The organism is Micromonospora sp. CV4 (assembly GCF_003667455.1).
Taxonomy (GTDB): domain Bacteria; phylum Actinomycetota; class Actinomycetes; order Mycobacteriales; family Micromonosporaceae; genus Micromonospora.
The window spans coordinates 1-21,909 of record NZ_RCVI01000250.1 but is presented as its reverse complement, the minus strand read 5'-3'; the positions used below and the strand labels follow the sequence as shown (position 1 = coordinate 21,909).

General features: G+C 71.6%; 21 protein-coding genes. 11 read left to right on the top strand and 10 right to left on the bottom strand.

Annotated elements, in window-relative coordinates; genetic code table 11:
* Nucleotides 1-124 precede the first annotated feature (124 nt).
* Together EAD98_RS13470 and EAD98_RS13465 are read left to right on the top strand one after the other, a co-directional pair.
* A complete protein-coding gene (locus EAD98_RS13470) occupies nt 125-532 on the top strand; it encodes a hypothetical protein (protein WP_121654389.1) in 408 nt (135 codons plus the stop codon).
* Between the two features lie 134 nt (nt 533-666).
* On the top strand, nt 667-1,908 hold the full coding sequence (locus tag EAD98_RS13465; protein ID WP_121654387.1) for an ATP-binding protein: 1,242 nt from the start codon (nt 667-669) through the stop codon (nt 1,906-1,908).
* Between the two features lie 24 nt (nt 1,909-1,932).
* Here the strand turns inward: EAD98_RS13465 and EAD98_RS13460 are convergent, their stop codons facing one another.
* On the bottom strand, nt 1,933-2,481 hold the full coding sequence (locus EAD98_RS13460; protein WP_121654386.1) for a GNAT family N-acetyltransferase: 549 nt from the start codon (nt 2,479-2,481) through the stop codon (nt 1,933-1,935).
* Nucleotides 2,482-2,615: 134 nt separating this feature from the next.
* On the opposite strand from EAD98_RS13460, the gene EAD98_RS13455 reads away from it, so the two are divergent.
* Nucleotides 2,616-3,161: a DoxX family protein gene (locus tag EAD98_RS13455; protein WP_121654385.1), complete on the top strand. Its 546-nt coding sequence runs from the start codon at nt 2,616-2,618 to the stop codon at nt 3,159-3,161.
* Between the two features lie 215 nt (nt 3,162-3,376).
* A complete protein-coding gene (locus tag EAD98_RS13450; protein ID WP_121654384.1) occupies nt 3,377-4,822 on the top strand; it encodes a glycosyltransferase 87 family protein in 1,446 nt (481 codons plus the stop codon).
* Between the two features lie 4 nt (nt 4,823-4,826).
* Here the strand turns inward: EAD98_RS13450 and EAD98_RS13445 are convergent, their stop codons facing one another.
* From EAD98_RS13445 to moaC, 4 genes are read right to left on the bottom strand one after another with little or no spacing between them, the layout of a single operon-like run.
* Nucleotides 4,827-5,255, bottom strand: coding sequence for a molybdenum cofactor biosynthesis protein MoaE (locus EAD98_RS13445; protein ID WP_121654383.1), 429 nt, complete (start codon nt 5,253-5,255; stop codon nt 4,827-4,829).
* Entirely contained in the window at nt 5,252-6,508 is a 1,257-nt protein-coding gene (locus EAD98_RS13440; RefSeq protein ID WP_121654382.1) for a molybdopterin molybdotransferase MoeA, read from the bottom strand. The genes EAD98_RS13445 and EAD98_RS13440 overlap by 4 nt, the downstream gene beginning before the upstream one ends.
* Nucleotides 6,509-6,561: 53 nt before the next feature.
* Nucleotides 6,562-7,032: a molybdenum cofactor biosynthesis protein B gene (locus tag EAD98_RS13435; RefSeq protein ID WP_121654388.1), complete on the bottom strand. Its 471-nt coding sequence runs from the start codon at nt 7,030-7,032 to the stop codon at nt 6,562-6,564.
* The gene (gene moaC / locus EAD98_RS13430) at nt 7,029-7,520 is read right to left on the bottom strand and encodes a cyclic pyranopterin monophosphate synthase MoaC (protein ID WP_121654381.1); all 492 of its coding nucleotides are present in this window, start codon (nt 7,518-7,520) and stop codon (nt 7,029-7,031) included. Before moaC ends, EAD98_RS13435 begins: the two co-directional genes overlap by 4 nt.
* A 785-nt stretch (nt 7,521-8,305) precedes the next feature.
* Here moaC and EAD98_RS13425 point away from each other — a divergent pair.
* The 5 genes from EAD98_RS13425 (at nt 8,306) to EAD98_RS13405 (ending at nt 14,058) form a co-directional block, all read left to right on the top strand.
* On the top strand, nt 8,306-10,828 hold the full coding sequence (locus tag EAD98_RS13425; protein WP_121654380.1) for a bifunctional diguanylate cyclase/phosphodiesterase: 2,523 nt from the start codon (nt 8,306-8,308) through the stop codon (nt 10,826-10,828).
* Between the two features lie 37 nt (nt 10,829-10,865).
* Complete coding sequence (locus tag EAD98_RS13420) at nt 10,866-12,203, top strand: glycosyltransferase family 87 protein (protein ID WP_121654379.1); 1,338 nt, start codon at nt 10,866-10,868, stop codon at nt 12,201-12,203.
* Between the two features lie 41 nt (nt 12,204-12,244).
* Nucleotides 12,245-12,877 (top strand): phosphoribosyltransferase, encoded by a 633-nt coding sequence (locus EAD98_RS13415; protein ID WP_121654378.1) that lies wholly within the window; start codon nt 12,245-12,247, stop codon nt 12,875-12,877.
* Nucleotides 12,878-12,896: 19 nt separating this feature from the next.
* Entirely contained in the window at nt 12,897-13,277 is a 381-nt protein-coding gene (locus EAD98_RS13410; protein WP_074315506.1) for a zf-TFIIB domain-containing protein, read from the top strand.
* A gap of 103 nt (nt 13,278-13,380) precedes the next feature.
* The gene (locus tag EAD98_RS13405; protein ID WP_121654377.1) at nt 13,381-14,058 is read left to right on the top strand and encodes a maleylpyruvate isomerase N-terminal domain-containing protein; all 678 of its coding nucleotides are present in this window, start codon (nt 13,381-13,383) and stop codon (nt 14,056-14,058) included.
* A gap of 24 nt (nt 14,059-14,082) precedes the next feature.
* Here the strand turns inward: EAD98_RS13405 and EAD98_RS13400 are convergent, their stop codons facing one another.
* The gene (locus tag EAD98_RS13400) at nt 14,083-16,776 is read right to left on the bottom strand and encodes a replicative DNA helicase (protein ID WP_121654376.1); all 2,694 of its coding nucleotides are present in this window, start codon (nt 16,774-16,776) and stop codon (nt 14,083-14,085) included.
* Nucleotides 16,777-17,234: 458 nt separating this feature from the next.
* Between EAD98_RS13400 and EAD98_RS13395 the strand changes: the two genes are divergently transcribed.
* Nucleotides 17,235-18,716, top strand: coding sequence for a hypothetical protein (locus tag EAD98_RS13395; protein WP_233583812.1), 1,482 nt, complete (start codon nt 17,235-17,237; stop codon nt 18,714-18,716).
* A gap of 81 nt (nt 18,717-18,797) precedes the next feature.
* Here EAD98_RS13395 and rplI read toward each other — a convergent pair whose 3' ends face one another.
* The 4 genes from rplI to rpsF all read right to left on the bottom strand — a co-directional run bounded on the left by rplI (nt 18,798) and on the right by rpsF (nt 20,448).
* Nucleotides 18,798-19,244 carry a 50S ribosomal protein L9 gene (rplI, locus tag EAD98_RS13390; protein WP_121654374.1) on the bottom strand — a complete coding sequence of 149 codons (447 nt, stop codon included), beginning with the start codon at nt 19,242-19,244 and terminating at the stop codon, nt 18,798-18,800.
* A 14-nt stretch (nt 19,245-19,258) separates the two neighbouring features.
* Nucleotides 19,259-19,498 (bottom strand): 30S ribosomal protein S18, encoded by a 240-nt coding sequence (gene rpsR / locus EAD98_RS13385; protein WP_013289355.1) that lies wholly within the window; start codon nt 19,496-19,498, stop codon nt 19,259-19,261.
* Between the two features lie 41 nt (nt 19,499-19,539).
* Nucleotides 19,540-20,079 (bottom strand): single-stranded DNA-binding protein, encoded by a 540-nt coding sequence (locus EAD98_RS13380; protein ID WP_172899022.1) that lies wholly within the window; start codon nt 20,077-20,079, stop codon nt 19,540-19,542.
* A 78-nt stretch (nt 20,080-20,157) separates the two neighbouring features.
* Nucleotides 20,158-20,448 (bottom strand): 30S ribosomal protein S6, encoded by a 291-nt coding sequence (rpsF, locus tag EAD98_RS13375; RefSeq protein WP_074315517.1) that lies wholly within the window; start codon nt 20,446-20,448, stop codon nt 20,158-20,160.
* 638 nt (nt 20,449-21,086) lie between these two features.
* Between rpsF and EAD98_RS13370 the strand changes: the two genes are divergently transcribed.
* A complete protein-coding gene (locus EAD98_RS13370) occupies nt 21,087-21,878 on the top strand; it encodes a deoxyribonuclease IV (protein ID WP_121654373.1) in 792 nt (263 codons plus the stop codon).
* The last annotated feature ends 31 nt before the right edge of the window (nt 21,879-21,909 follow it).

Here is a 21,909-nt window from a genome sequence, read left to right as displayed (position 1 = left end):
GGGCCCGTTCCCGCCGGCCGGTCCGACGCCGGGCCAGCCGGGCGCGCCGTGGGGACCGCCGGCGCCTGGCGGGTACGGGATGCCGCCCGCCCCGCCGGCGCGCAAGACCGGCCGGAACGTCTTCCTGATCATCGCGCTGGTCGTGGTGCTGGTGCTCTGCCCGTGCCTCGGCCTGGCAGGTTGGGCGGTCTGGAAGGTCGTGGACGCCGACAGCAACGCCGCGCCCTCGCCCTCGGTGAGCGCGCCGGCCGTTCCGCCCGTCCTGCCCAGCGACGTGCCGACCTCGGCCGCGCCGAGCCCGAGCGAGGACGAGTTCGCCAAGGGCGACTGCGTGGTCAACGAGGGCACCGAGGACGACGCGGAGTTGCGCAAGGTGCCCTGTGGGCCCAACACCTACCAGGTGTTGTTGCGGATTCCGGCGACGAGCGACGGGGACCGGTGCGAGACGCTCGCGCCGCAGGCCACGGCGAACTACGTGCACGACAACTCGATCGACCTGTTCGACTACGTGCTCTGCCTGAAGAAGCGGTAGCCGGTAGCCAAAACTAGGGCTGTCTAGCGTGGACGCTAGACAGCCCTAGTTTGTTGTCGACGATCCCGACACGCCGGTAGCCCCATCTATCCATGTCTAGCCCCTCAGCTAGAGGGCCCGATACTGTGCGATGCGTGGATCCGGTCCGCAACCCGTACGCACCGGGCGCCGGTCAGCGCCCGCCCGAACTCGCCGGGCGGGGGCGGGAGCTGGACGTCTTCGACATCGTGCTGGAGCGCATCGCCCGAGGCCGGCCTGAGCGCAGCCTGATGCTCACCGGGCTGCGCGGCGTCGGCAAGACGGTCCTGCTCAACACCCTCCGGTCGCAGGCGATCAACCGGCTCTGGGGCAGCGGCAAGATCGAGGCGCGGCCGGATCAGTCCCTGCGCCGCCCGGTCGCCGCCGCGCTGCACATGGCGGTCCGGGAGCTGGCCCCCCGCCACCGCGCGCCGGACCGGATCGACGCCTTCCTCGGCGTCCTCAAGGCGTTCGCCCAGCGGTCCACCCCGACCGGTCGGGCCGGCGCGTCCACCAAACTGCGGGACCGGTGGCAGCCCGGCATCGACGTACCCGCGGCGAGCGGTCGGGCCGACTCCGGCGACATCGAGATCGACCTGGTGGAGCTGCTCAGCGACGCGGCCGCCGTGGCCAGCGACGTGGGCACCGGCATTGCCGTCTTCATCGACGAGATGCAGGACCTCGGTCCGGAGGACGTGTCGGCGCTCTGTGCCGCCTGCCACGAGCTGTCCCAGCTCGGCGCGCCGCTGATCGTGGTCGGCGCCGGCCTGCCGCACCTGCCGGCCGTGCTCAGCGCCGCGAAGTCCTACTCCGAGCGGCTGTTCCGCTACCAGCGCATCGACCGGCTCGACCGGATCGCCGCCGACCAGGCACTCTGCGCGCCGGCCGAGCGCGAGGAGGTCGAGTACGAGCAGAAGGCGCTCGACCTTCTCTACGAGAAGTCCGGCGGTTACCCCTACTTCGTCCAGGCGTACGGGAAGGCGACCTGGGATCATGCTCCGCGCTCGCCGATCACCGCCGCGGACGTCCGGGTCGCCGCGCCCGAGGCGGAGGCCGAGCTCGCGGTCGGCTTCTTCGGCTCGCGGTTCGAGCGGGCGACGCCGGCCGAGCGCGAGTACATGCGGGCGATGGCCACGCTGTCCCTGGTGGAGGGCGAGTCGGGAAGCCCGGTCCGCGACGACATGGACGCCGCGGTGCCCACCGCGGAGATCGCCCGGGCTCTCGGGCGCAAGCCGGCCAGCCTGTCCCCGGCGCGCGACGCGCTGATCAAGAAGGGGTTGATCTACTCCGGTGAGCGGGGCACGGTGGCCTTCACCGTTCCGCACTTCGGCCGGTACCTGCGCACCCAGCCAGCCTGAGGGCCTCGCCCTGACCCGGCGTCGTCAGACCTGGGACCAGGGCACCGGAAAGAGCACCTCGCCGGAGGGGGGAGGCCCGTCCTCACTGGTGGACGGCGGCAGCACCAGCGCCTGCCACGGCTCGCCGAGGCCGGCCCAGGGGCTGGTCAGGCCCAGCTCGCTGGCCGGACCGAACCCGAACCGGCGGTAGAAGGCCGGATCACCCAGGACGACGACCAACCGCTCGCCCAGCTCGGTGGCGGCGTCCAGAGCGGCCTGCACCACCGCCGTGCCGTGCCCCAGCCGCTGCCGGTGCGGAGCGACCGCCACCGGGCCGAACGCCAGAGCGGGCGCGTCGCTGCCCTGCTCCGGTCGCACCCGCACCCGGGTCAGCAGCGCGTACCCGACCACCTCGCCGCCGTACTCGGCGACCATGGCCAGCTCCGGCAACCAGGCGTCGGTGCCGCGCAGCTCGCCGACGAGGCTCACCTCCGGTGGCGTCGCCACGTCGGGCCGGGCGAACGCGGCGGCCAGCACCCGACGCACCGGGCCGATGTCGGCCGGGTCCTCAGGTCGTAGCCGCAGCGTGGTCACCCGCGCGACGTTACCCGTGGCGGACGGTCCATCAGCGATGGTCGCTCGAATCGGCGTGGCGCAGGTGGACTACCACCGATCCGGATCCGGCGGTTGCCGGGGTAGCAAACGTCGTGACGGGGTATGACTGATCCATGACGCCCGTACGCTCCCTCGCCCGCGCCATGCTGAGCGGCATTTTCGTGGTCAGCGGGTACCGCAACTTCCGCAACCCGGACCGGCTGGCGGTGGCGGCCAAGCCGGTGACCGACAAGGTCGCGCCGATGCTGCAGAAGGCGCATCCGAACTTCCCCACCGACGCCAAGACGCTGATCCGGCTCAACGCCGCGGTGCAGGTCAGCGCCGGGCTGATGCTGGCCACCGGGCGGTTCAGCCGACCCGCCGCGCTGGTTCTCGCCGGCACGCTGGTGCCGGTGACCATCGCCGGGCATCCCTTCTGGAACAACGACGACCCGGTGGCCCGGAACAACAACCAGGTTCACGCCCTGAAGAACCTCGGCCTCTTCGGCGGCCTGCTGCTCGCCGCGACCGACACCGGTGGCAAGCCGGGTCTGCGGTGGCGGATGGGGCATCGCATCGGCCACTCTCGACGTTCCATGCAGCGCGCCGTCCGCACGGCCCGGCGGGAGGCCCGGATCGCCGTCCGGTCCGCCGCAACCGCGCGCCGACTTCCGGGCTGACCTGCTTCGATCCGTCTCTGCCTCGCCTCCACCCCCCGCTAAGGCCACGAATTACCTGAACCGCCCGGTAGGCGTTAACGCGGTGGAAATGTCAAAAACATGTGTGGGATCGGACACGGTCGCATAACGCGGGAGGCACTGACGTGAGGCGCCGTTCTAGGCTCCGTGCAGGACCTGGACGGGTAGGACGATCTTGGTACGGGGGTGGCCACGCCATGCCGACGACTGTCGGTAGACGGGCGGACCGCCTCGCCCAAATCCAACGCGTCACGCGTGGGATCGATCGCGCGATGGTCGTACGGGGTGCCGTCGTGGCCGCCGTCGCCTACGCCGCCTGGGTCGCCATCGGCGCGTTCGGGCGGCCGTACAACTTCTTCGACATGAAGATCTACCACGGCGCGGTGGTGTGGTGGGCGAGCGGTCACGAGCTCTACGAGTTCATCGCGCCCGACACAACTCTCGGCTTCACCTACCCGCCGTTCGCCGGGCTGGTCATGCTGCCGATGGCGCAGTTGTCGGTCGGCGCCGCCGGGATGGTCAACGCCCTGGCCAGCATCGCCGCGCTGGCGCTGGTGCTGGCGGGGCTGCTCCGCCCCATCGTGGACCGGCTGGGCTGGCCGCTGTGGTTCACCGTGGCCCTGGCGGTGCCGCTCGCGGTGGCCATCGAGCCGGTCCGGGAGACCCTCGGCTACGGCCAGGTCAACGTCCTGCTGTTCGCGCTGATCATGGCCGACCTGATCGGGCTGCGGTGGCGCTCCCGCCGGGGCACCCACTATGCGGCGACCGACGGCCCTCTGCTGCGCTTCATCTACGGCGGCGCCTGGGCCGGCGCGGGCATCGGCCTGGCCACCGCGGTGAAGCTCACCCCGGCGCTGTTCATCGGCTACCTCCTGATCACCCGCCAGTGGCGGGTGGCGGCCACCGCGATCGGCACCACGATCGGTGTGACGGTGGGAAGCTTCGCGATCGTCGGCGACGAGTCCCGGGCCTACTTCGGCAGCGTGCTCTGGCAGACCGAGCGGGTCGGTGCGGCGGACATGACGCCCAACCAGTCGCTCGCCGGCCTGCTGGCCCGGCTGTACGACTCGATCGAGACCCCCGGGCTGCTCTGGCTCTCCTTCTCGGTGCTGATCCTGGCTCTGGGCCTGTCCCGGGCGGCCAGTTCGCGCGCCGACGGTGACGAGCTGACCGCGTTCACGCTGGTCGGTCTGACCACCAATGTGATCAGTCCGATCTCCTGGACGCATCACCTGGTCTGGGTGATCCCGGCGATCATCGTGCTCGCTGACGCGGCGGTGCGCCGCCGGGAGGCGAGCCGGGGGTTGGCCGGGCGCGGTGGTCAGGGCCCGGCGCTGGGCGGCCTGCCCGGGGTCAACGGACTTCGCCCGCCGATCTGGTATCCGACGTTGACCGGGCTCCGGCACGGCGTCGCCGCGATCGGGCTCTACCTGCTGTTCCTGATCTCCCCGATCTGGCCGTACGAGCACCAGCTGCCCGAGATGTCGCACTACCAGGACGGTCTGTTCGGCGCGCTGATGGAGAACTCGCTCGCGCTGGCGCTGATCGTGCTGGTCGCCGCGCTGCCCTGGCGCCCGGGCGCCGAGCCGGCGTTCTACGGCGATCGGCTCGCGCGGGCCGTGCTGGTCAACGGCCGACGCTGAGCGCTCAGGGGCAGTTGACCCATTCCTCGGTGCCGTCCCCGAAGACCTGCCGTTTCCAGATCGGCAGTCGCGCCTTGGCCTCGTCCACGAGGCGGGCGCACGCCGCGAAGGCCGCCGCGCGGTGCGCGGTGCTCACGGCGGCGACCAGCGCCACGTCACCGATCTCCAGCGGACCGACCCGGTGCGAGACGGCCACCGCGTAGACGTCGGGCTCGGCCGCGATCTCGGCGGCCACCTCCCGTAGCACCTGCTCGGCGCTCGGGTGCCCCTCGTACTCCAGGCTCACCACCGGGCGCCCGTGGTCGTGGTCACGGACCACACCCTGGAAGGAGACCACCGCGCCGGCCCGCCGGTCGGCGACCGCCGCTTCGTGCGCGGCCAGATCCAGCGGCTGGTCGGTGACTTCGCCGAAGGTGAGCGCCGGCGCCGTCACGACGAACGCTCCCCGGGCAGCAGCGGCAGTGGCACGATCGGCACCCGGTCGCCGGCGGCGCCGTTGGTGCCCGGCCGGATGATCGCGAACCCGTCCGCACCGGCCAGGCCACGCAGCATCGCCGAGCCGACGTGCCGCACCGGGGACGCGGTGCCGGCGGCCCGGTCCAGCCGGACCAGAGCCAGGTGGGTGTGGTCGCCACGGCCGGGCACCGCCTCGGCCAGTGTGGCCTGCGGCAGCACCGGCATCGGGCGGCCCTGGAGGCCGGCGAGCAGCGGGGCGACCAGCGACACCAGCGCGACGATCGCGGACTGCGGGTTGCCCGGCAGCCCGGCGACGAACCGGACCCGCCCGTCGGCGCCGGCCAGCCGGGCCAGCAGCATCGGGAAGCCCGGCCGGACCGCCACCGTGTTGACCACGTAGTCGGCGCCGAGCGCATCGAGCGCCGGGTGCAGGTGATCGACCGGGCCGTGCATCGTGCCGCCCGTGGTGCAGACCAGGTCGGCGGTGTCCAGCGCCGCGCGCAGGGCCGCCACGTGTGCGGGCAGCGTGTCGGCCACGGGGCCGACCACGTCGGACGGACGGATCTGGCAGCCGTACCGGCGCAGCCAGGCGGGCACCGCCGGCCCCAGCGCGTCCCGGACGCGGCCGGCCGCCGGTGGACCCGCGGTGAGCAACTCGTCACCGAAGACCAGAAGCGCGGCGCGCGGCGCCCGCCGGACCCGCAGGGTGTCGTGCCCGCAGGACGCCGCCAGGCCGATCACCGCCGGGTCGACCGGCGTGCCGACCGGCAGCAGCTCCTCATCGGCGTACGCCTCCTCGCCCGGTTGCCGCCACTCCGGCGTCTGGCGGGGCGTGCCGCTGACCAGGCCGCCGGTGGTGGTGGACTCCTCGACACGCAGCACGGCGGTCGCGCCGTCGGGCACCATGGCGCCGGTCGCGATCTCGACGGTGGTGCCGTCCTCGGTGAGCGGCTCGGGGGTGTTGCCGGCCAGCACCCGGCCGACGACGCGCCAGGGCCCGGCGCCGCGCACCGCCCAGCCGTCCACGCTGGAGGTGGGGAAGGCGGGCAGGTCGGTGCGGGCGGTCAACGGCTCGGCCAGGGTCAGCCCGTCGGTGTCGATCAGCGGCCGGGAGAGGGTGGGAAGCGCGGCGGCCAGGCCGACCGCGTAGACGCGGGAGCGCGCCTCTTCCCAACCGGCCGGTGGGGGCGCGGCGACCCGGTCCGCGGTTGGTGCGGTTTCCGTGCTCACCGACCGAGCCTATCGGGACGGACCGACACCCGCCGGGCCTGGGCGCGGACCGGTCAGTGGTCTCCGCCGCGAAGTTGGTCGACGGTGTGCGCGAGGATCGGCCCGAGCACGGCCAACCCGTCCCGGGCGCCGCCGGTCGAGCCGGGCAGGTTGACCACCAGCATCCGGCCGGCCACCCCGGCCAGCCCTCGGGACAGCACCGACGTGGGCACGCGGTCGCGACTGTGCGCGCGGATCGCCTCGGCGATGCCGGGGATCTCGTAATCCAGCAGGCTGCGGGTCACGTCCGGCGTCCGGTCCGACGGGGTGACCCCGGTGCCACCGCTGGTCAACACCACGTCGACGCCATCGGCGAGAGCGTCCCGCAGGGCCACGCCGACCGGCTCGCCGTCCGGCACCACCACCGGCTCGTCGACCTGGCAGCCCAGCTCGAGCAGGCCGGCGGCGAGCAGCGGGCCACTGGTGTCGGCGTAGACGCCGGCCGCGGCCCGGTTCGACGCGACGATCACCCGGGCCCGGATCACGGTCGGTCCTCCGGCCGGACCCACTCGCCGGTCTTGCCGCCCTCCTTGCGCAGCACCCGGACCGCCTCCACCGAGGCCGCCGGGTCGACCGCCTTCACCATGTCGACCAGGGCGAGACCGGCGACCGCGACCGCGGTGAGTGCCTCCATCTCCACCCCCGTCCGGTCGGCGGTGCGGGCGGTGGCGGTGATCTCCACGGTGTCGACCGTGAGCCGCAGGTCGACGGTGACGCCGTGCAGGGCGATCGGGTGGCAGAGCGGGATCAGCTCCGGGGTGCGCTTGGCGCCCATGATTCCGGCCAGCCGACCGACCGCCAGCGCGTCACCCTTGGGCAGGCCGTCGCGGTGCAGGAGGTCGATGACCTCGGGTGTGGTCCGCAGACGGCCCGCCGCGACGGCCAGCCGGCCGGTCACCGGCTTGGCGGAGACGTCGACCATGCGGGCCGCGCCGGCGCGGTCGACGTGGCTGAGCTGCGCGTGTTCGGTCACGGCGGTGAGCCTATCGGTGCCGTACGACGCCCGAGGATCGGACGAAGACCGACCCGGCGTAGTTAATACGCGACGTATATGGAATGTTCGCGCTCGGCCTCGCGCGAAAGGGTCCGAGTCGGAATCGCTATTCGAACATGTGTCGGAGAATCGCTGCCGTGAACGTTTGGCCACAAACGCGGCGGACCCGAGCACCCTCTGTTGCTTTGGCGTTTCGGGCTGCAACTTGAGTTCGGCAAGCCGCACGTCGATACACCCCGGTTCCATGCCCATGGTGTTTGGACGTCCACTCCCGGAGAATTAGGCGATGTGCAGAATGTGAGCCACCACCGTTCAGGACAGCTGCGGGACCGGCGGCAATCAGGCATGGAGCACAGATTCAGCCGACCGGATCCACCCTGGGCCCGAACTCCGGATGAGGCCGGGCAGCCTGCTCGTCAGACTGGAATCGTCGGGGCAACCCCCGCGCACACCCTCCGACGGTGGTTGGCAACATGCGAGCTGCAGACCGGACAGGTCGACCGCGCTCCGCTCAGGGCCCATGGACACAACGTCACAAAACCCTCCGGCTTGGCTTATGTTGCGCATACCGACATTTATTACTGCTAACCGCACCGACTTCGCTTTAGGCTCTCGTCACGAAGACCGCCGGGGATACCGAACCCGGTCCGGGATGAGTGGAGGGGGCGTGCAATGCGCGGCAGCGACTGGCACTGACATCAGAGTGACACTCAGCGGTAAGCTCCCGTCGTCAACATGTAACTGTCGGCGACGACAGGAGCTTCATGAGTCAGGTCACTCCGGAGAACACCACCAGGACGCAGCGGCAACTGCTGCTGGTCGTCGGCCTCATCGTCGTACTGGCCATCGGCCCGACACTCTTCGCCGTCGCCGACGTGCTGGGCCGGCCGCCCGACTCCGTGGGCGACGGGGCGACCTTCGTGGCGCTGACATTCATGACAGCCCTCGGCACGATCGTCAAGTCGCCGATCCGCATCCGCTCGACCACGCACGCCATCACCTGGATCGAGGCGGCGATCGTGATCGGGCTCGCGGTGGCCCCACCCGCCTGGGTGGTGCTGGCGACGGGCACGGGCGTCGGCATCGCGTCGGCCGTCATGAAGCTTCCGGCGATCAAGACGGCGTTCGGTGTCAGCAAGAACATCCTGGTCGCCGGTGGAGCGAGCGCCATCGCGGTGGCGGTCCACTGGCAGTGGCCACCGGTGGGCCTGGCGGAGCTCGTCACTCTGCTGGCCGCGATCTACCTGGTGGCCGCGCTCCTCGACGACCTGCTGGTGATCGCGCTCGCGAGCGGCACCCGAATCTCCCGACAATTCCTCAACAACCTTGACCTGCGGCTCGCCGGCTTCGGCGTGCGCTTCGTCGTGGCCCTCTGCACACTGCTCATCCTCCGAGCCGACCCGCGATTGCTGCTCGCCGTCCCACCGCTCATGTTGAGCCTGCACCTGGCCTACTCGGCGCGCATCCGGGGACGAACCGAGCAGCAGGCGTGGCAGCGGCTCGCCCGCACCACCGACGCGCTCAACGTCGTGGACCTCGACAACGTCCTCACCACCGCCGTCACCCAGGCCGCCGAGCTGTTCTCCGCCGACGAGGTCGAGATCGAGCTGCGCGACGGCGGCCGCACCGTGCGCGGTGGCACCGGGGGCATCACCTTCGACGGCCCGACCGGCACTCCCACGGACATCGACGGCACCGTCGTCCCCGCGCCACTCGAGGGACATGACCGTTCGGTCGACGTCGGCACGCTGCGACTGCGCTTCCGCGGCCCCGTGCAGCTCTCCGAGCGGGAGCAGTACACGCTGCGCACCTTCGCCTCCGCGCTCTGCACGGCGGTCCGCAACGCCCAGGCGTACGCCGAGCTGGCCCGGGCCGCCGACGAGCACGCGTACGCGGCCGCGCACGACGCGCTGACCGGCCTGGCCAACCGTCGGCACCTGCTGGACAAGGGCACCGAGCAGTTGAGCGGGCGGCACGCGGACGGGGTGACCGCGCTGGTGCTGATCGACCTCAATCACTTCAAGGAGGTCAACGACACGCTCGGGCACGCCGCCGGTGACCAGGTGCTGGTGCAGGTGGCCGAACGGCTGCGCGGCGCCGCCCAGGGCAGCGACCTGGTGGCCCGCCTCGGCGGCGACGAGTTCGCCGTACTCCTGCGCGGGCTGCCGGCCCCGGCGGTCGCCGCGCACCGGGCGGAGACGCTGCTCGCCGCGTTGCACGAGCCGTTCGAGCTGGACGGCATGCGGATCAGCGTCGAGGCCAGCGGCGGGATCTCCGTCGCCCCGGCCAGCGGGGGCGTGGTGGAGCTGCTGCGCCGCGCCGACGTGGCGATGTACCAGGCCAAGCGGGCCGGTCAACGAATCTCCACGTACGCCCCGGCCCGGGACACGGCCGACCTCGGCCGGCTCACCCTCGGGGGTGAGCTGCCACGGGCGGTGGCCGACCACGAGTTCGTCGTCAACTTCCAGCCGATCGTCGACCTGGGCACCGGCGAGGTGACCAGCGCGGAGGCGCTGGCCCGCTGGCACCATCCCAACCACGGCATGATCGATCCGCTCCGGTTCCTGGAGGCGGTGGAGCGCTCCGGCCTGTTACCGGCCTTCGCCGAGGCGATCCTCGACCAGGCGTTGATCGCGGCGGCCGGCTGGCGCGACGCGGGCTTCGACGTGCCGGTCGCGGTCAACGTGTCCCCGCGCAGCCTGCTCGACGCGCGCTTCCCCGGCTCGGTGCTGGCCCGTCTGCGCGCCCACGACCTGCCGCCGGACCGACTGGTGCTGGAGTTGACCGAGACGTTGACGCTCAGTCAGCTCGACGTGGTGGATCGGGTGTTGAGCCGATTGCGCGACGAGGGCGTCCGGTTGGCGCTGGACGACTTCGGCACCGGCTACTCGTCGCTCTCGCTGCTCTCCCGGATCCCCGTGCACGAGCTGAAGATCGACCGCAGCTTCGTGACGACGATGGAAAGTTCGGCGGAGGCTGCCGCCGTCATCCGCTCCACCCTCGACCTGGGTCGCAGCCTCGACCTGGACGTGGTTGCCGAGGGAGTGGAGAGCGAGCCGCAACGACGGGCCCTCTGGGAGCTGGGTTGCACCGCCGGCCAGGGGCACCTGTTCGCCCGGCCGATGCCCGCCGGCACCCTCCTCGCGGCGTTGCAGCGCGGTTCGGGCGGCCGTCCGGGCACCCTCGCGCCGCCGCTGCACGACGCCGGCGCGGTGATCCGGCTGACCCAGAACCGCCGTCCGGGCGGCCGATCCCGCCCGGACCGGCTTCCCCACCTCCCCGCCTGACCCGGCGTCGACGGGGCGGTCTGCCAGACTGGCGCGCGTGACCGCCGACCACCCGAGCGCCCTCCGCCGTCGCTGGCGGACACTCGACACCGCCGCCGGGGGCCTCGCGCTCGACCTCGGCCTCTACGCCGTCTCGGCCGTCTTCGCCGGGATCACCGCGGTCACCTCGACACTGCTGCCGCACCGGGCCTGGGGCGGGGTCGCCGCCGTCGGCTACCTGGTCGCGACCCTGGCGGTGATCGTCCAGATCCTGCTTCGCCGGCGCGGCGCGGCCTCCCGGCTGGTCGGCCTGCCGGCCCGGTGGGCGGTCACCGGATTCGTCTGGGCCAGCACCGCCCTGCTGCCCGTGCTCCTGCAGAGCGTCGAACGGGCCACCGGACGCACCGACCGGGCCCAGGAGGAGGTGTGGGTCGTGGAGCAGGCCGGGTCGCGCCTGCTGGAGCACGGCACGCCGTACCTCGGACGCGACGCCATAGCCGCCCTTCCGCCCGGTGAGCAACTGCTCGGCTACACCCCGTACCAGCCGGGCATGGCGGTGTTCGGCCTACCCAGAGCCCTGGTCGACGCCTGGTGGACCGATGCCCGGGTCTGGTTCACGGTGGGCACCGCGCTGGCGCTCGCCCTGGCCGTGGCCGCCCTGCGCGCCACCCCCCGCGCCCACCCGACCACGCGCGACCGTCCGGACGCCGCCCTGCTGCGCGGCGTGCAGGCCGCCACCGTCCTGCCGATCTGCGCGCTCACCCTCGCCACCGGTGGCGACGACCTGCCCGTACTCGCGCTCTGCCTGCTCGCTCTCGCGCTCGCCGCCGCCGACCGGCCCGGCCGGGCCGGCCTCGCGGTGGGGCTTGCCGGCGCGTTGAAGCTGTTCGCCTGGCCGATCGCGCTGGTCCTGATCGTGTGGGGGCTGACCCGGCGGGCCGGCACCCGCGTCGCCGCCGGCGCGATCGGGTTGCCCGTGGCGGCACTGCTCCCGGCCCTGCTGGTCGACCGCGACGCGCTGACCGAGAACGTGCTGCGCTTCCCGCTCGGCCACGGCCTGGTCACCAGCCCCGCGCAGTCCCCGTTCCCCGGCTACCTGATCGCCAGCGCGCTGCCCGCCGGCCGGCTGATCGCCGCCGCGCTCCTGGTCGCGGCCGGCCTGGCCATCGCCGTCCGACTCGCCCGCCGCCCGCCACGCACCGCCGTCGTCACCGCGCTGATCTGCGGGTACGGGCTGCTCGCCGCGATCGCCCTGATGCCCTCGACCCGGTTCGGCTACCTGCTGTACCCGCTGGCCCTGCTCGCCTGGGCGCCCGCCCTGCACCGCACCACCGACGCGTCGACCGTCCCCGTGCCCGTGCCCGACCAGCTGTCCGGTCGGGCCACTTCGGCGTAACTCCCGGGCGGAACGACGCGACAGGGCGTACACCTGAAGGCATGACCACGTACCGCGACCGGGCCGAGGCGGGCCAGGTGCTCGCCGACCGACTCACCGCACTCATCGGCGAGCCGGACGTCGTCGTCCTCGGCCTGGTCCGCGGCGGCGTGCCGGTGGCCCGGGTCGTCGCCGAACGGCTCGGCGCGCCACTGGACGTGCTGGTGGTCCGCAAGCTCGGCATGCCGTGGGCCCGCGAGGTCGCCTTCGGCGCGCTCGGCCCGGGCGGTGTGCAGGTGCTCAACGAGGCGGTGGCCAGCCGGCTCAGCAGCGACGACATCGACGAGGTCAACCACCGGGAACAGGCCGAGTTGGAGCGCCGCGAGCAGCTCTACCGGGGCGGCCGCCCACCACTCGACCTCACCGGACGGATCGTGGTGATCGTCGACGACGGCCTGGCCACCGGCGCGACCGCGCGCGCCGCCGTCGAGGTCGTCCGCCGACTCGGGGCACGCCGGGTGGTGGTCGCAGTGCCGGTCGGCGCGCAGGAGGCGTACGAGTTGCTGGCCGCCGAGGCCGACCAGGTCGTCTGCGCCCAGCGCCCGCAGGATTTCGGCGCGGTGAGCGTCTACTACGACGACTTCCACGAGGTGGCCGACGACGAGGTGATCGAAGCGCTTACGGCGACCGCGTGACTCGACCGGGTACCTTCGGATGATGAGTCTCACCTGTCCCAAGTGTCACGGAGAAATGCGCCAGTACGAGCGCAGCGGCGTCGTCATCGATCAGTGCGGGGAGTGTCGCGGCATTTTCCTCGACCGCGGCGAGCTGGAGAAGCTCTTCGAGGCGGAGGCCAACTGGAGCCGCCAGCAGGCCGGTGGCCCGCCGCCGCAGCCCGCTCAGCAGCCGGGGGGCTACCCGCCGCCGCACGCCCCGGCGCAGCACCAGCCGGGCTACGGTGCGGTTCCCCCGCCGCCCCCGCCGGCCCACGGTTACCCGCCGGCTCCGGCCTACGGCGGTCAGCAGCACCACGGTTACCACGGCCACTACCGGCAGAAGAAGCGCAAGGGCTTCCTCGACGAGATGTTCGGCTGAGCCGAGGCCGTCATCCCGCCCGGGCCGATCCCCGCGTCGGCCCGGGCGCTTCACCCGCCGCCAACCATTGGCGGGCGCCAGGGTCCGTGCGAGGCTGCATCGCATGAGCGCGATCCGGCCGGTCGAGGCGCTGGCCCAGGCGTACGACGGGATCACCGCGGTCATCGACGGCCGGGACGACGCGGACCTGCAACGACCGACCCGCTGCCGGGGTTGGCTCGTCGCGGATCTGCTCTTCCACGTGCTCGGCGACGCCCAGCGGGCCCTGGTGGCACTGGCGAGCCCCGCCGATGGTCCCGCCGACGTGGACGACGTGAGCTACTGGCGCGGCTTCCCGTCCGGCGGCGGTGACGACGCCCGGCACGCCTGGTGGGTCCGCCGATCGGCCGCCGCCTTCGACCGGTCGACCGGGATCGTCCAGCTCTGGGGGGAGACCGCCCCGGCGGCGGTCCGGGCCGCCGCCGCAGCCGACCTGAAGGGGTACGTGACCACGCAGGGCCACGTGCTGCGCGTGGGGGACTTCCTCGCCACCCTCACCACCGAAGCCGTCGTGCACCACCTGGACCTGACGCCGGAGCTGCCCGGCGCGCCGCCGCCCGGCCCCCTGGCGGTACGGGTCGCCGTTTCGACGATGGACGGCCTGATGAGCGACGACGCGGTCCGCCCCACGGCGTGGGACGACCACGAGTTCCTGCTGAAGGCCACCGGACGCCTTCCGCTCACCGACCGGGACCGGTTGGAGCTGGGCGAGTCGGCGGGCTGGTTTCCGCTGTTGGGTTGAGCGGAGCGGCGGTGCCCGCGCCGGTCAGACGATGGCCATGTCGACGAAGCGGGACAGGTGCAGCTGGGCCGCGACGGTCACCGTGTCAGTCGGCCCATTTCGGTGCTTGGCAACGATGAAGTCCGCCTCCCCGGCCCGCGGCGACTCCTTGTCGTAGTAGTCGTCGCGATGCAGCAGGATGACCACGTCGGCGTCCTGCTCGATCGAGTTGTGAGTGGCGATTCCGTTCGCGATGAAGTTGTGCTTCCCCAGCACGGTAGCGTCGAACACCTCGCGCTCGCCGATGGACTCGATCGACACAATCGCGTCCCAGAAGATGTCATTGGTGGCGTGCAGGTCCAGGTCGGCGGCATCGAGCACAGCAGCGATCTTGGCCAGGCGGGAGCGGCTGGGCGCGCGCTTCCAGAGGGCACTGCCGCAGAACTCGGTGCCAATGGCCTCGGCGAACTCACGTTGGGTCATCCCCTGCTCGGCCAGGATCTCTCTCACCCTGGTCCACACCTCCCGCGGCACGGTGTCGACGTCGGTATTGCTCTCCGTCGACTCCAGCGCGGCGAGTAGCTCAGCGCAGCCCTCGGACCGCTGCCCATGGACGCCGATCTCGCGCAGGAACCGCAGTTGGTCGTCCCGGCCGGAGATGTCGAGCGTGTACTGCAGTCGGCGCCCCACAACAGGCACGAGCTTCAGTCGAGCGGTGATGCCGTACCTGAGGAGTAGTCGGGAGATGTCCTCGAGCATGCGACGGCTCGTGGACGCGAAGTACACACGGCCGCCGCGACCCGAACGGTTGACGGTCACCGAGCCGTCCGTGGCCCACAGGTGCCGCAGGAAGGTGGTGACCTGCTCCTTGGGCAGATTGAACATGGCGGCGGGAAGGAACTTCTCGTGCGACCTGAGACCGAAGAGGCCGAGCCCGTCCAGCCATGCCGCGATGGGGTTACGCCGACCGCGGGCCAGCCGATAGGGCGCCGGCAGGCGGAGAGTGGTGACCCTCGCTGCCGCGTAGTCGTCCCGAACAGCGGAGATCCCGAAGTGTTTTGCCGCTTCCGTGACGGCCTGCAGGTTCAGTTCGTCACGACTGGCGTATCGAATCGGTTGGCGCCGCACGAAGGAACCGTCACCCAGCAGGTGTGCCAACATCACGAGCTCCGCGTCGGCCCACGGGCGAATGGTCATCGGGGGCGGTAGGTGGCGCGGCGTGGCGATGCGGTCCCCCTCCGCCAGTTCGCCCAGGGGCACCCACCCGGTGAACGCCAGGAAGGGATGGTTGGCCGTCGCGTCGATCTGCTTACCTGATGCGAGGGTCAGCCGGAACACCTCACGAGTGCCGCTGGGAAAGACGTGCGTCATGGTGCGGGGGGCGTAGCGCAGGTTCTCATCGAGCGCCCACACCGGGATGTCCTTTGCGCCGTCGGCCAACAACTCACCGAGAGTGATCTCGGCGTTGTTGTCCGCGCGCACCACCCGGGTTTCCGCCGTCAGGCAACCTGATTCACGCAAGTCGGACAACTGAGGGCGCTTGTCGGTGCGCTGCTCGGGGCCACGGTTCAGCTGGCTGACCGCGATGACCGGGCACTCGACCTCCTTGGCCAGCAGCTTGAGGCCACGGGAAAGGTCCGCGACCTCCTGCTGTCGGCTCTCGGTGCGCTTCGGCGAGGTCATCAGCTGGAGGTAGTCGACCACGATCATCTTGAGGTCGTGCCGCTGCTTGAGCCGGCGGGCCTTGGCCCGGATCTCCATCAGGTTCATGCTCGGCGTGTCGTCGACGAAGAGCGGCGCCTCGCTGATCTCACCCATGCACCGGGCCAGCTTGGTCCAGTCGTCGTCGGAGAGCTGCCCGCTGCGCAGCACGTGCAGCGGCACCCGCGCCTCGGCGGAGAGCAGTCGCATGACGATCTCGACCTTGCTCATTTCCAGCGAGAAGATGGCGGCCGCCTGGTTGGCCCGGATAGCGGCATTCCGGGCAAAATCCATACTCGCGGTCGACTTGCCCAAACCAGGCCTGCCGGCCACGATGATGAGCTGTCCGGCGTGCAGGCCGTTGAGCAGCCGGTCCAGGTCGGTGAAGCCGGTCGGAACGCCGGTCATCATCCCGCCCTGCGCGCCGACCGCCTCGATCTCGTCCAGCGTCGGCTGCAACATGTCCGCCAGGACGGCGAAGTCCTCGCTGACCCGGCGTTCGGTGACGTCGTAGACGGCCTGCTGGGCGAGGTCCACGACGTCGTCCACATCGCGGCTGCCGCCGCTGGCGGTGCCGTAGCCCAGCTGCACGATCTTGGTGCCGGCCTCGACCAGCCGGCGCAGCACCGCCCGCTCGCTGACGATCCGCGCGTAGTAGGCGGCGTTCGCGGCGGTGGGCACGCTGGCGATGAGGGTGTGCAGGTAGGGCGCGCCGCCGACACGGACCAGGTCGCCGGAGTCGGCGAGGGCCGCCGCCACGGTGATCGAGTCGGCCGGTTCACCCCGGCCGTAGATGTCCAGGATGATGTCGAAGATGGTGGCGTGCACCGGCCGGTAGAAGTCGTTGGTCTTCAGGATCTCGACGACGTCGGCGATGGCGTCCTTGGAGAGCAGCATGCCGCCGAGGACGCACTGCTCGGCCGCAACATCCTGCGGCGGGGTCTTGTCGAACTGGCCGTCGCGCTGCGCGGGTGGCTGGCCGCCGGAGCGTGGCTCCGCCCGCATGTCGTCAGTGACCGACACGGGTCCCCCCTCCACTGCGCCGGATCCGATCCCAGCTCTATCGCCCGGGTACGACAGTTCCGTCCGACCGGGCCGGTCGATCGGGGGCCATCGCGCCGGCGGTCGAGGGCCAACCATACGGACCCCGAGGTCAGCGACTCAACAACGTCGGTGGACGAGCCTCGGGACAACCTGTGGATGTCGGTGGACGAGCATGTGCGCAGCGTGTGCACAGCCTGTGGACAACGCTTGGGGAATTCCCGGCCATACCTCGCTGACCTGCCAAGACGTGGTCCCCAGCCTGTGGAGGAGAATATTTCGGTCGGGCCTGTGACACGATCGTCCCGTACTATCTCCAGCGAACGGCTACACCTGGACAGCGGATAACGCTTTCGGTTCAGAAGGGTCACACTCCGGCCGTGAGTTACCGGGACTGGGGACGCGGGGAGGGCAGCCCGCGCGAGCGCCAGCCGACCGCCTCGTGGGGTGAGCGCATGCCATCCCTTCCGGTCGACCCGTACGACGAGGACGGGCGCTACCGCACCTCCAGCCGTCGGCGTGCCCTGGACCGGGGCCAGGACGAACCGGTCGACGCCTACCTGCCTCGATGGGCACTGGAGTCGGGGGTCCGGCACGCTGACGGCGGTGGCCGCCACGCCGCCCCGGACGACGACGATGCCGAGCCCGAGCTGCCGAGTTCCGGAGCCGGCTGGCGGGCCAGCGAGACGACGAGCAGCCGGCGTCTGGTCAGCGGGACGGGTTGGCGGGAGCGACCGGCGATCGGCGCGGCGCCCGACTCGGACCACACCCGGGAGTGGACGCTCGACCGCCCACAGGATCAGGGGTACGCCGGCCGCCGACGCGCCGACGCGGCGGAGCAGGATCCGGTCTCCGGCGCGGTTCCGGACCGCCGTCCCCGCCGTGCGCCCGCCGGCCGCCCTCAGGTGATCTGGTCCGGCGGGGACCTGGAGGCCGCCCCCGCCGAGCCGGCGCCCCGCCGGGACGCGGACCGGCCCACCCGACGGAGCCGCCGCGCCACGGAGGAGTCGTGGACCCGGCCCGCGGTCGACCCGTGGGAGCGCGGTGCCGAGCGGACGCCCGAGCCCGACCCGTCGTACGCGCCGGCCGTGGACCCGTGGGACGCCTCGGGCGTGCACGCGTGGCCGCCGGTGGCCGATGCGGACGGCACGGACCTGAGTGGGCAGTGGGCGCAGGCGGAGAGCATCGGCGGTTGGGAGCGGTCCGACCGCACCGGCCAGTGGGAGCGGTCCGCGGTCGAGGACGACCAGTGGGACCAGACGCTGCCGCCCCGCTCCGACCGGGCAGTGGCGGCGGAGGGTTGGCCGAGCCGGGACAACCGGTTCTGGTCCGGCACCCGGCTGGCCGATGACGACCCCCGTTGGATGGATCCGCCGACGTCGGCGCCCCGGTCGCCGGTGGTGGGTTACACCGCCCCGCGTCCGCGCAGCGCACCCGTACCGCGTGTTGCGCCCGTACCGCGCGGTGGTGGCCCGCGGCGTCGGTTGGACCAACCGCAGGTCGGGGTGGCCTCGGTGCGGCGGCGGGTGGAGTCCGTGGCCACCGGCGGCTGGGCCCGGCGCCTGGAGGACGACCTGCTCGACCCGGATCCCGGTGGGTCCATCCGACCGCTGCTGTACACGGCGGCCTGCTACCTGGTGCCGGCGGTGCTGATCTTCGTATGGCTGCTGACCCTGGACAGTCAGGCGCCGGCCGGATGCGTCACCGACATCAGCGGGGGTGGGTGCGACTCGCCCCGGTCGCGTGCGTTGGAGTCGCTGCTGGCCGGCTCGCCCCGCTTCGGCCTGGCGCTCGTGAGCAGTCTGGTGGTGGCGGCGCTGCTGCGTCGTGTCGGTACGACGTGGCGCTCGGCCACCATCGCGCTCGCCGCCGCGGTGGTGGGCGGTGGCCTCTCCACGGTGTTGATCAGCGCGGTGACCGGTCAGCCGATCGGCTGACCGGGCGCGGGCCCGACGACGGTACGCACGAGGGCCCGTACCGATCGCTCGGTACGGGCCCTCGTGATGGTGTCGCTGGTGTCAGCCCTGAACGACGTTCAGGTTGAACGACGCGGTCACCTCGGGGTGCAGCTTGATCTTCACCGGGTAGGTGCCGGTCGACTTGATGTGACCGGGCACCTCCAGCCGGCGCCGGTCGAGGACCGGGCCACCGGAGGTCTTGACGGCGTCGACGATCTCGGCCGAAGTGACCGAGCCGAAGAGCCGACCGCCGTCGCCGGCGCGGGCCTTCAGGTTGACCTTGAGACCCTCGAGCTGACCCTTGACCTCGTTGGCGTGGTCGAGGTCGCGGATCTCGCGGGCCGAGCGGGCCCGCTTGATGACCGTGACCTGCTTTTCCGCGCCCTTGGTCCAGGCGATCGCGAAGCCCTGCGGAAGCAGGTAGTTACGGCCGAAGCCGTCCTTGACCTCGACGATGTCGCCCGGGGCACCGAGGCCGGACACTTCCTGAGTCAGGATGATCTTCATATCGGTGCCTCCTCTCAGCGGGTGGTAGCCGTGTACGGCAGGAGCGCCATCTCACGGGCGTTCTTGACCGCACGGGCGATCTGCCGCTGCTGCTGCGAGGTCACGCCGGTCACCCGTCGAGCGCGGATCTTGCCGCGGTCGGAGATGAACTTGCGCAGCAGCGCGGTGTCCTTGTAATCGATGTAGGTGATCCCGTCCTTGTCGAGCGGGTTCACCTTCTTCTTCGGCTTGCGAAGTGCCGCAGCCTTGGCCATTGCTCGTGCTCCTGGTTTGCGATCGCGGGCGCTCGGCGCCATTAGAACGGGGGCTCCTCGTCGAAGTTGCCGCCCGAACCGGCACGCGCGGGAGAGGGTGCGGCCGAAGCCCAGGGGTCGTCGAAGTTGCCTCCGCCGCCACCCTGACCACCACCGCCGCCGCTACCGCCACCGAAGCCGCCGCCGCCACCGCCGGAGCGGGACATCTTCTGCACCTTCGCCGTGGCGTAGCGCAGCGACGGGCCGATCTCGTCGACCTCAAGCTCGATGACGGTGCGCTTCTCACCCTCGCGGGTCTCGTAGGACCGCTGCCGGAGCCGGCCCGACACGATCACCCGAGCGCCGCGCTGCAGCGACTCGGCGACGTGCTCGGCGGCCTGCCGCCACACGGTGCAAGCGAGGAACAGCGGCTCGCCGTCCTTCCACTCGCCCGACGCCTTGTCCATGAATCGGGGCGTCGAGGCGACTCGGAACTTGGCGACCGCCGCCCCGGAGGGGGTGAACCGCAACTCGGGGTCATCGGTCAGGTTGCCGATGACCGTGATGGTGGTGTCTCCTGCCATGACCATCTCCTCGCGCACTCAGCGTCTCGTCGTACAGGCTCCCAGAGCCGTATGACAGAGCCGCGGAGGCTGATCCGGGCGAACCGGGTTGAATGCTTAGCGCATCTCCGGCCGGATGACCTTGGTGCGCAGCACGGACTCGTTGAGCCGGAGCTGACGGTCCAGCTCGGCCACCGCGGCAGGCGTGGCCTGCAGGTCGACGACGGCGTAGATGCCCTCGGCCTTTTTGTTGATCTCGTACGCGAGGCGCCGGCGGCCCCACACGTCGGTCTTCTCAACCGAGCCACCCGCGGTCCGGATCACGTTCAGGTACGTGTCGAGCGACGGGGCGACGGTGCGCTCCTCGAGGCTGGGGTCGAGGATCACCATTACTTCGTAATGACGCAAGACGTTCTCACCTCCTGTGGGCTAAGCGGCCACGGTCCTTCCGTGGCAGGAGGTCGTGCGTCGCTGCCCGCACGTACCGGGGGAACCCGGCCGGACGCGGACAACCTCACGAGGATACCCGGTCCGAACGATCATGCCGGTGGTGGTAGGGCCAGCGCCCGGACGTGCGGACGGGGGCCCACCGTCCGACCGTCACCGGTCGATGGGTGGACCCCCGTCAACGAGGCCGCGGGGCGTCCCGTCCGCATTCCTTGGGTGGGACCTGGGGAGGAACGACCACACCGATGAGGTTGGACCGAAGACGCCCCGCGGAGCTTTATCGTGTTGTTATCTGACGATACAACGGCTCTCGTACCTTGTCGGGGGAAAAAGCACAAATTTCCGAGATTCTTCATCGGTCGGGTCTGGTGTGCCGAGGGGCCGCCCCCGCCACGCCGGGCCGCGCGGCGGGGGTGACCTCGCTGTCGGGCCGTCGACCACCGGATGCCGTACGCGGCGTTCACGCCACCGACGGCACCGGCGCTGCCGCCGGGCTCCATCCCATCAACGATCGTCGGTACGTTCGGTGACGCGCTTGACGGCGACACCGCGCCGACCGGTCGCCCCACCCGTCAGGGTCGCGACGTAGGCTCGCTCGCATGCGTATCGGAGCCCACGTCGATTCGACCGACCCGCTCGCGGAGGCGGCCGCCCGGTCCGCCGACACCGTGCAGTTCTTCCTCTCCGACCCGCAGGGGTGGAAGGCGCCCAAGCCCCGGGAGGACGCCGAGCGGCTGCGCGCCGCCGAGGTCGACCTCTACGTGCACGCGCCGTACGTCATCAACGTGGCCACCCTCAACAACCGCATCCGGATCCCCAGCCGCAAGCTGCTGCTCGGGCACGCGAACGCGGCCGCCGCCATCGGCGCCAAGGGCCTGATCGTGCACGGTGGGCACGTCAACGCCGGGGACGACCTGGCCGTGGGCTTCGACAACTGGCGCAAGACATTCGCGTACGCGGCCGACTCCGGCGGCTTCGGCGTGCCCGTCCTGATCGAGAACACCGCCGGCGGCGACAACGCGTGCGCCCGCCGGCTGGACGCGCTGGCCCGCCTCTGGGACGCCATCGGCGACCACGAGGTCGGCTTCTGCCTGGACACCTGCCACGCGTACGCCGGCGGCGAGGAACTGCTCGGCCTGGTCGACCGGGTCAAGGCGATCACCGGGCGGATTGACCTGGTGCACGCCAACAACTCCAAGGGCGGGTTCAACTCCGGCCAGGACCGGCACGACAACCTCGACGGCGGAACGATCGACCCGGAGCTGGTGGTGGCGGTCATCCGGGCGGCCGGGGCGCCGGTGGTCGTCGAGACACCGGGCGGCGTCGCCGGCCAGGCCGCCGACATCGAGCTCCTCCGTCAGCAGCTCGGGACGGGAAGCACGGCAGCATGACGACCGGCCAGCCCGGGACCGACGGCCGGAT

Bases quoted from the DNA above. Each gene is read 5' to 3' on its own strand.
- EAD98_RS13455 (WP_121654385.1), top strand. From the start codon at position 2,616: ATGACGCCCGTACGCTCCCTCGCCCGCGCCATGCTGAGCGGCATTTTC.
- EAD98_RS13450 (WP_121654384.1), top strand. From the start codon at position 3,377: ATGCCGACGACTGTCGGTAGACGGGCGGACCGCCTCGCCCAAATCCAA.
- EAD98_RS13425 (WP_121654380.1), top strand. From the start codon at position 8,306: ATGAGTCAGGTCACTCCGGAGAACACCACCAGGACGCAGCGGCAACTG.
- EAD98_RS13415 (WP_121654378.1), top strand. From the start codon at position 12,245: ATGACCACGTACCGCGACCGGGCCGAGGCGGGCCAGGTGCTCGCCGAC.
- EAD98_RS13410 (WP_074315506.1), top strand. From the start codon at position 12,897: ATGATGAGTCTCACCTGTCCCAAGTGTCACGGAGAAATGCGCCAGTAC.
- EAD98_RS13405 (WP_121654377.1), top strand. From the start codon at position 13,381: ATGAGCGCGATCCGGCCGGTCGAGGCGCTGGCCCAGGCGTACGACGGG.
- EAD98_RS13395 (WP_233583812.1), top strand. From the start codon at position 17,235: ATGCCATCCCTTCCGGTCGACCCGTACGACGAGGACGGGCGCTACCGC.
- rplI (WP_121654374.1), bottom strand. From the start codon at position 19,244: ATGAAGATCATCCTGACTCAGGAAGTGTCCGGCCTCGGTGCCCCGGGC.
- rpsR (WP_013289355.1), bottom strand. From the start codon at position 19,498: ATGGCCAAGGCTGCGGCACTTCGCAAGCCGAAGAAGAAGGTGAACCCG.
- EAD98_RS13370 (WP_121654373.1), top strand. From the start codon at position 21,087: ATGCGTATCGGAGCCCACGTCGATTCGACCGACCCGCTCGCGGAGGCG.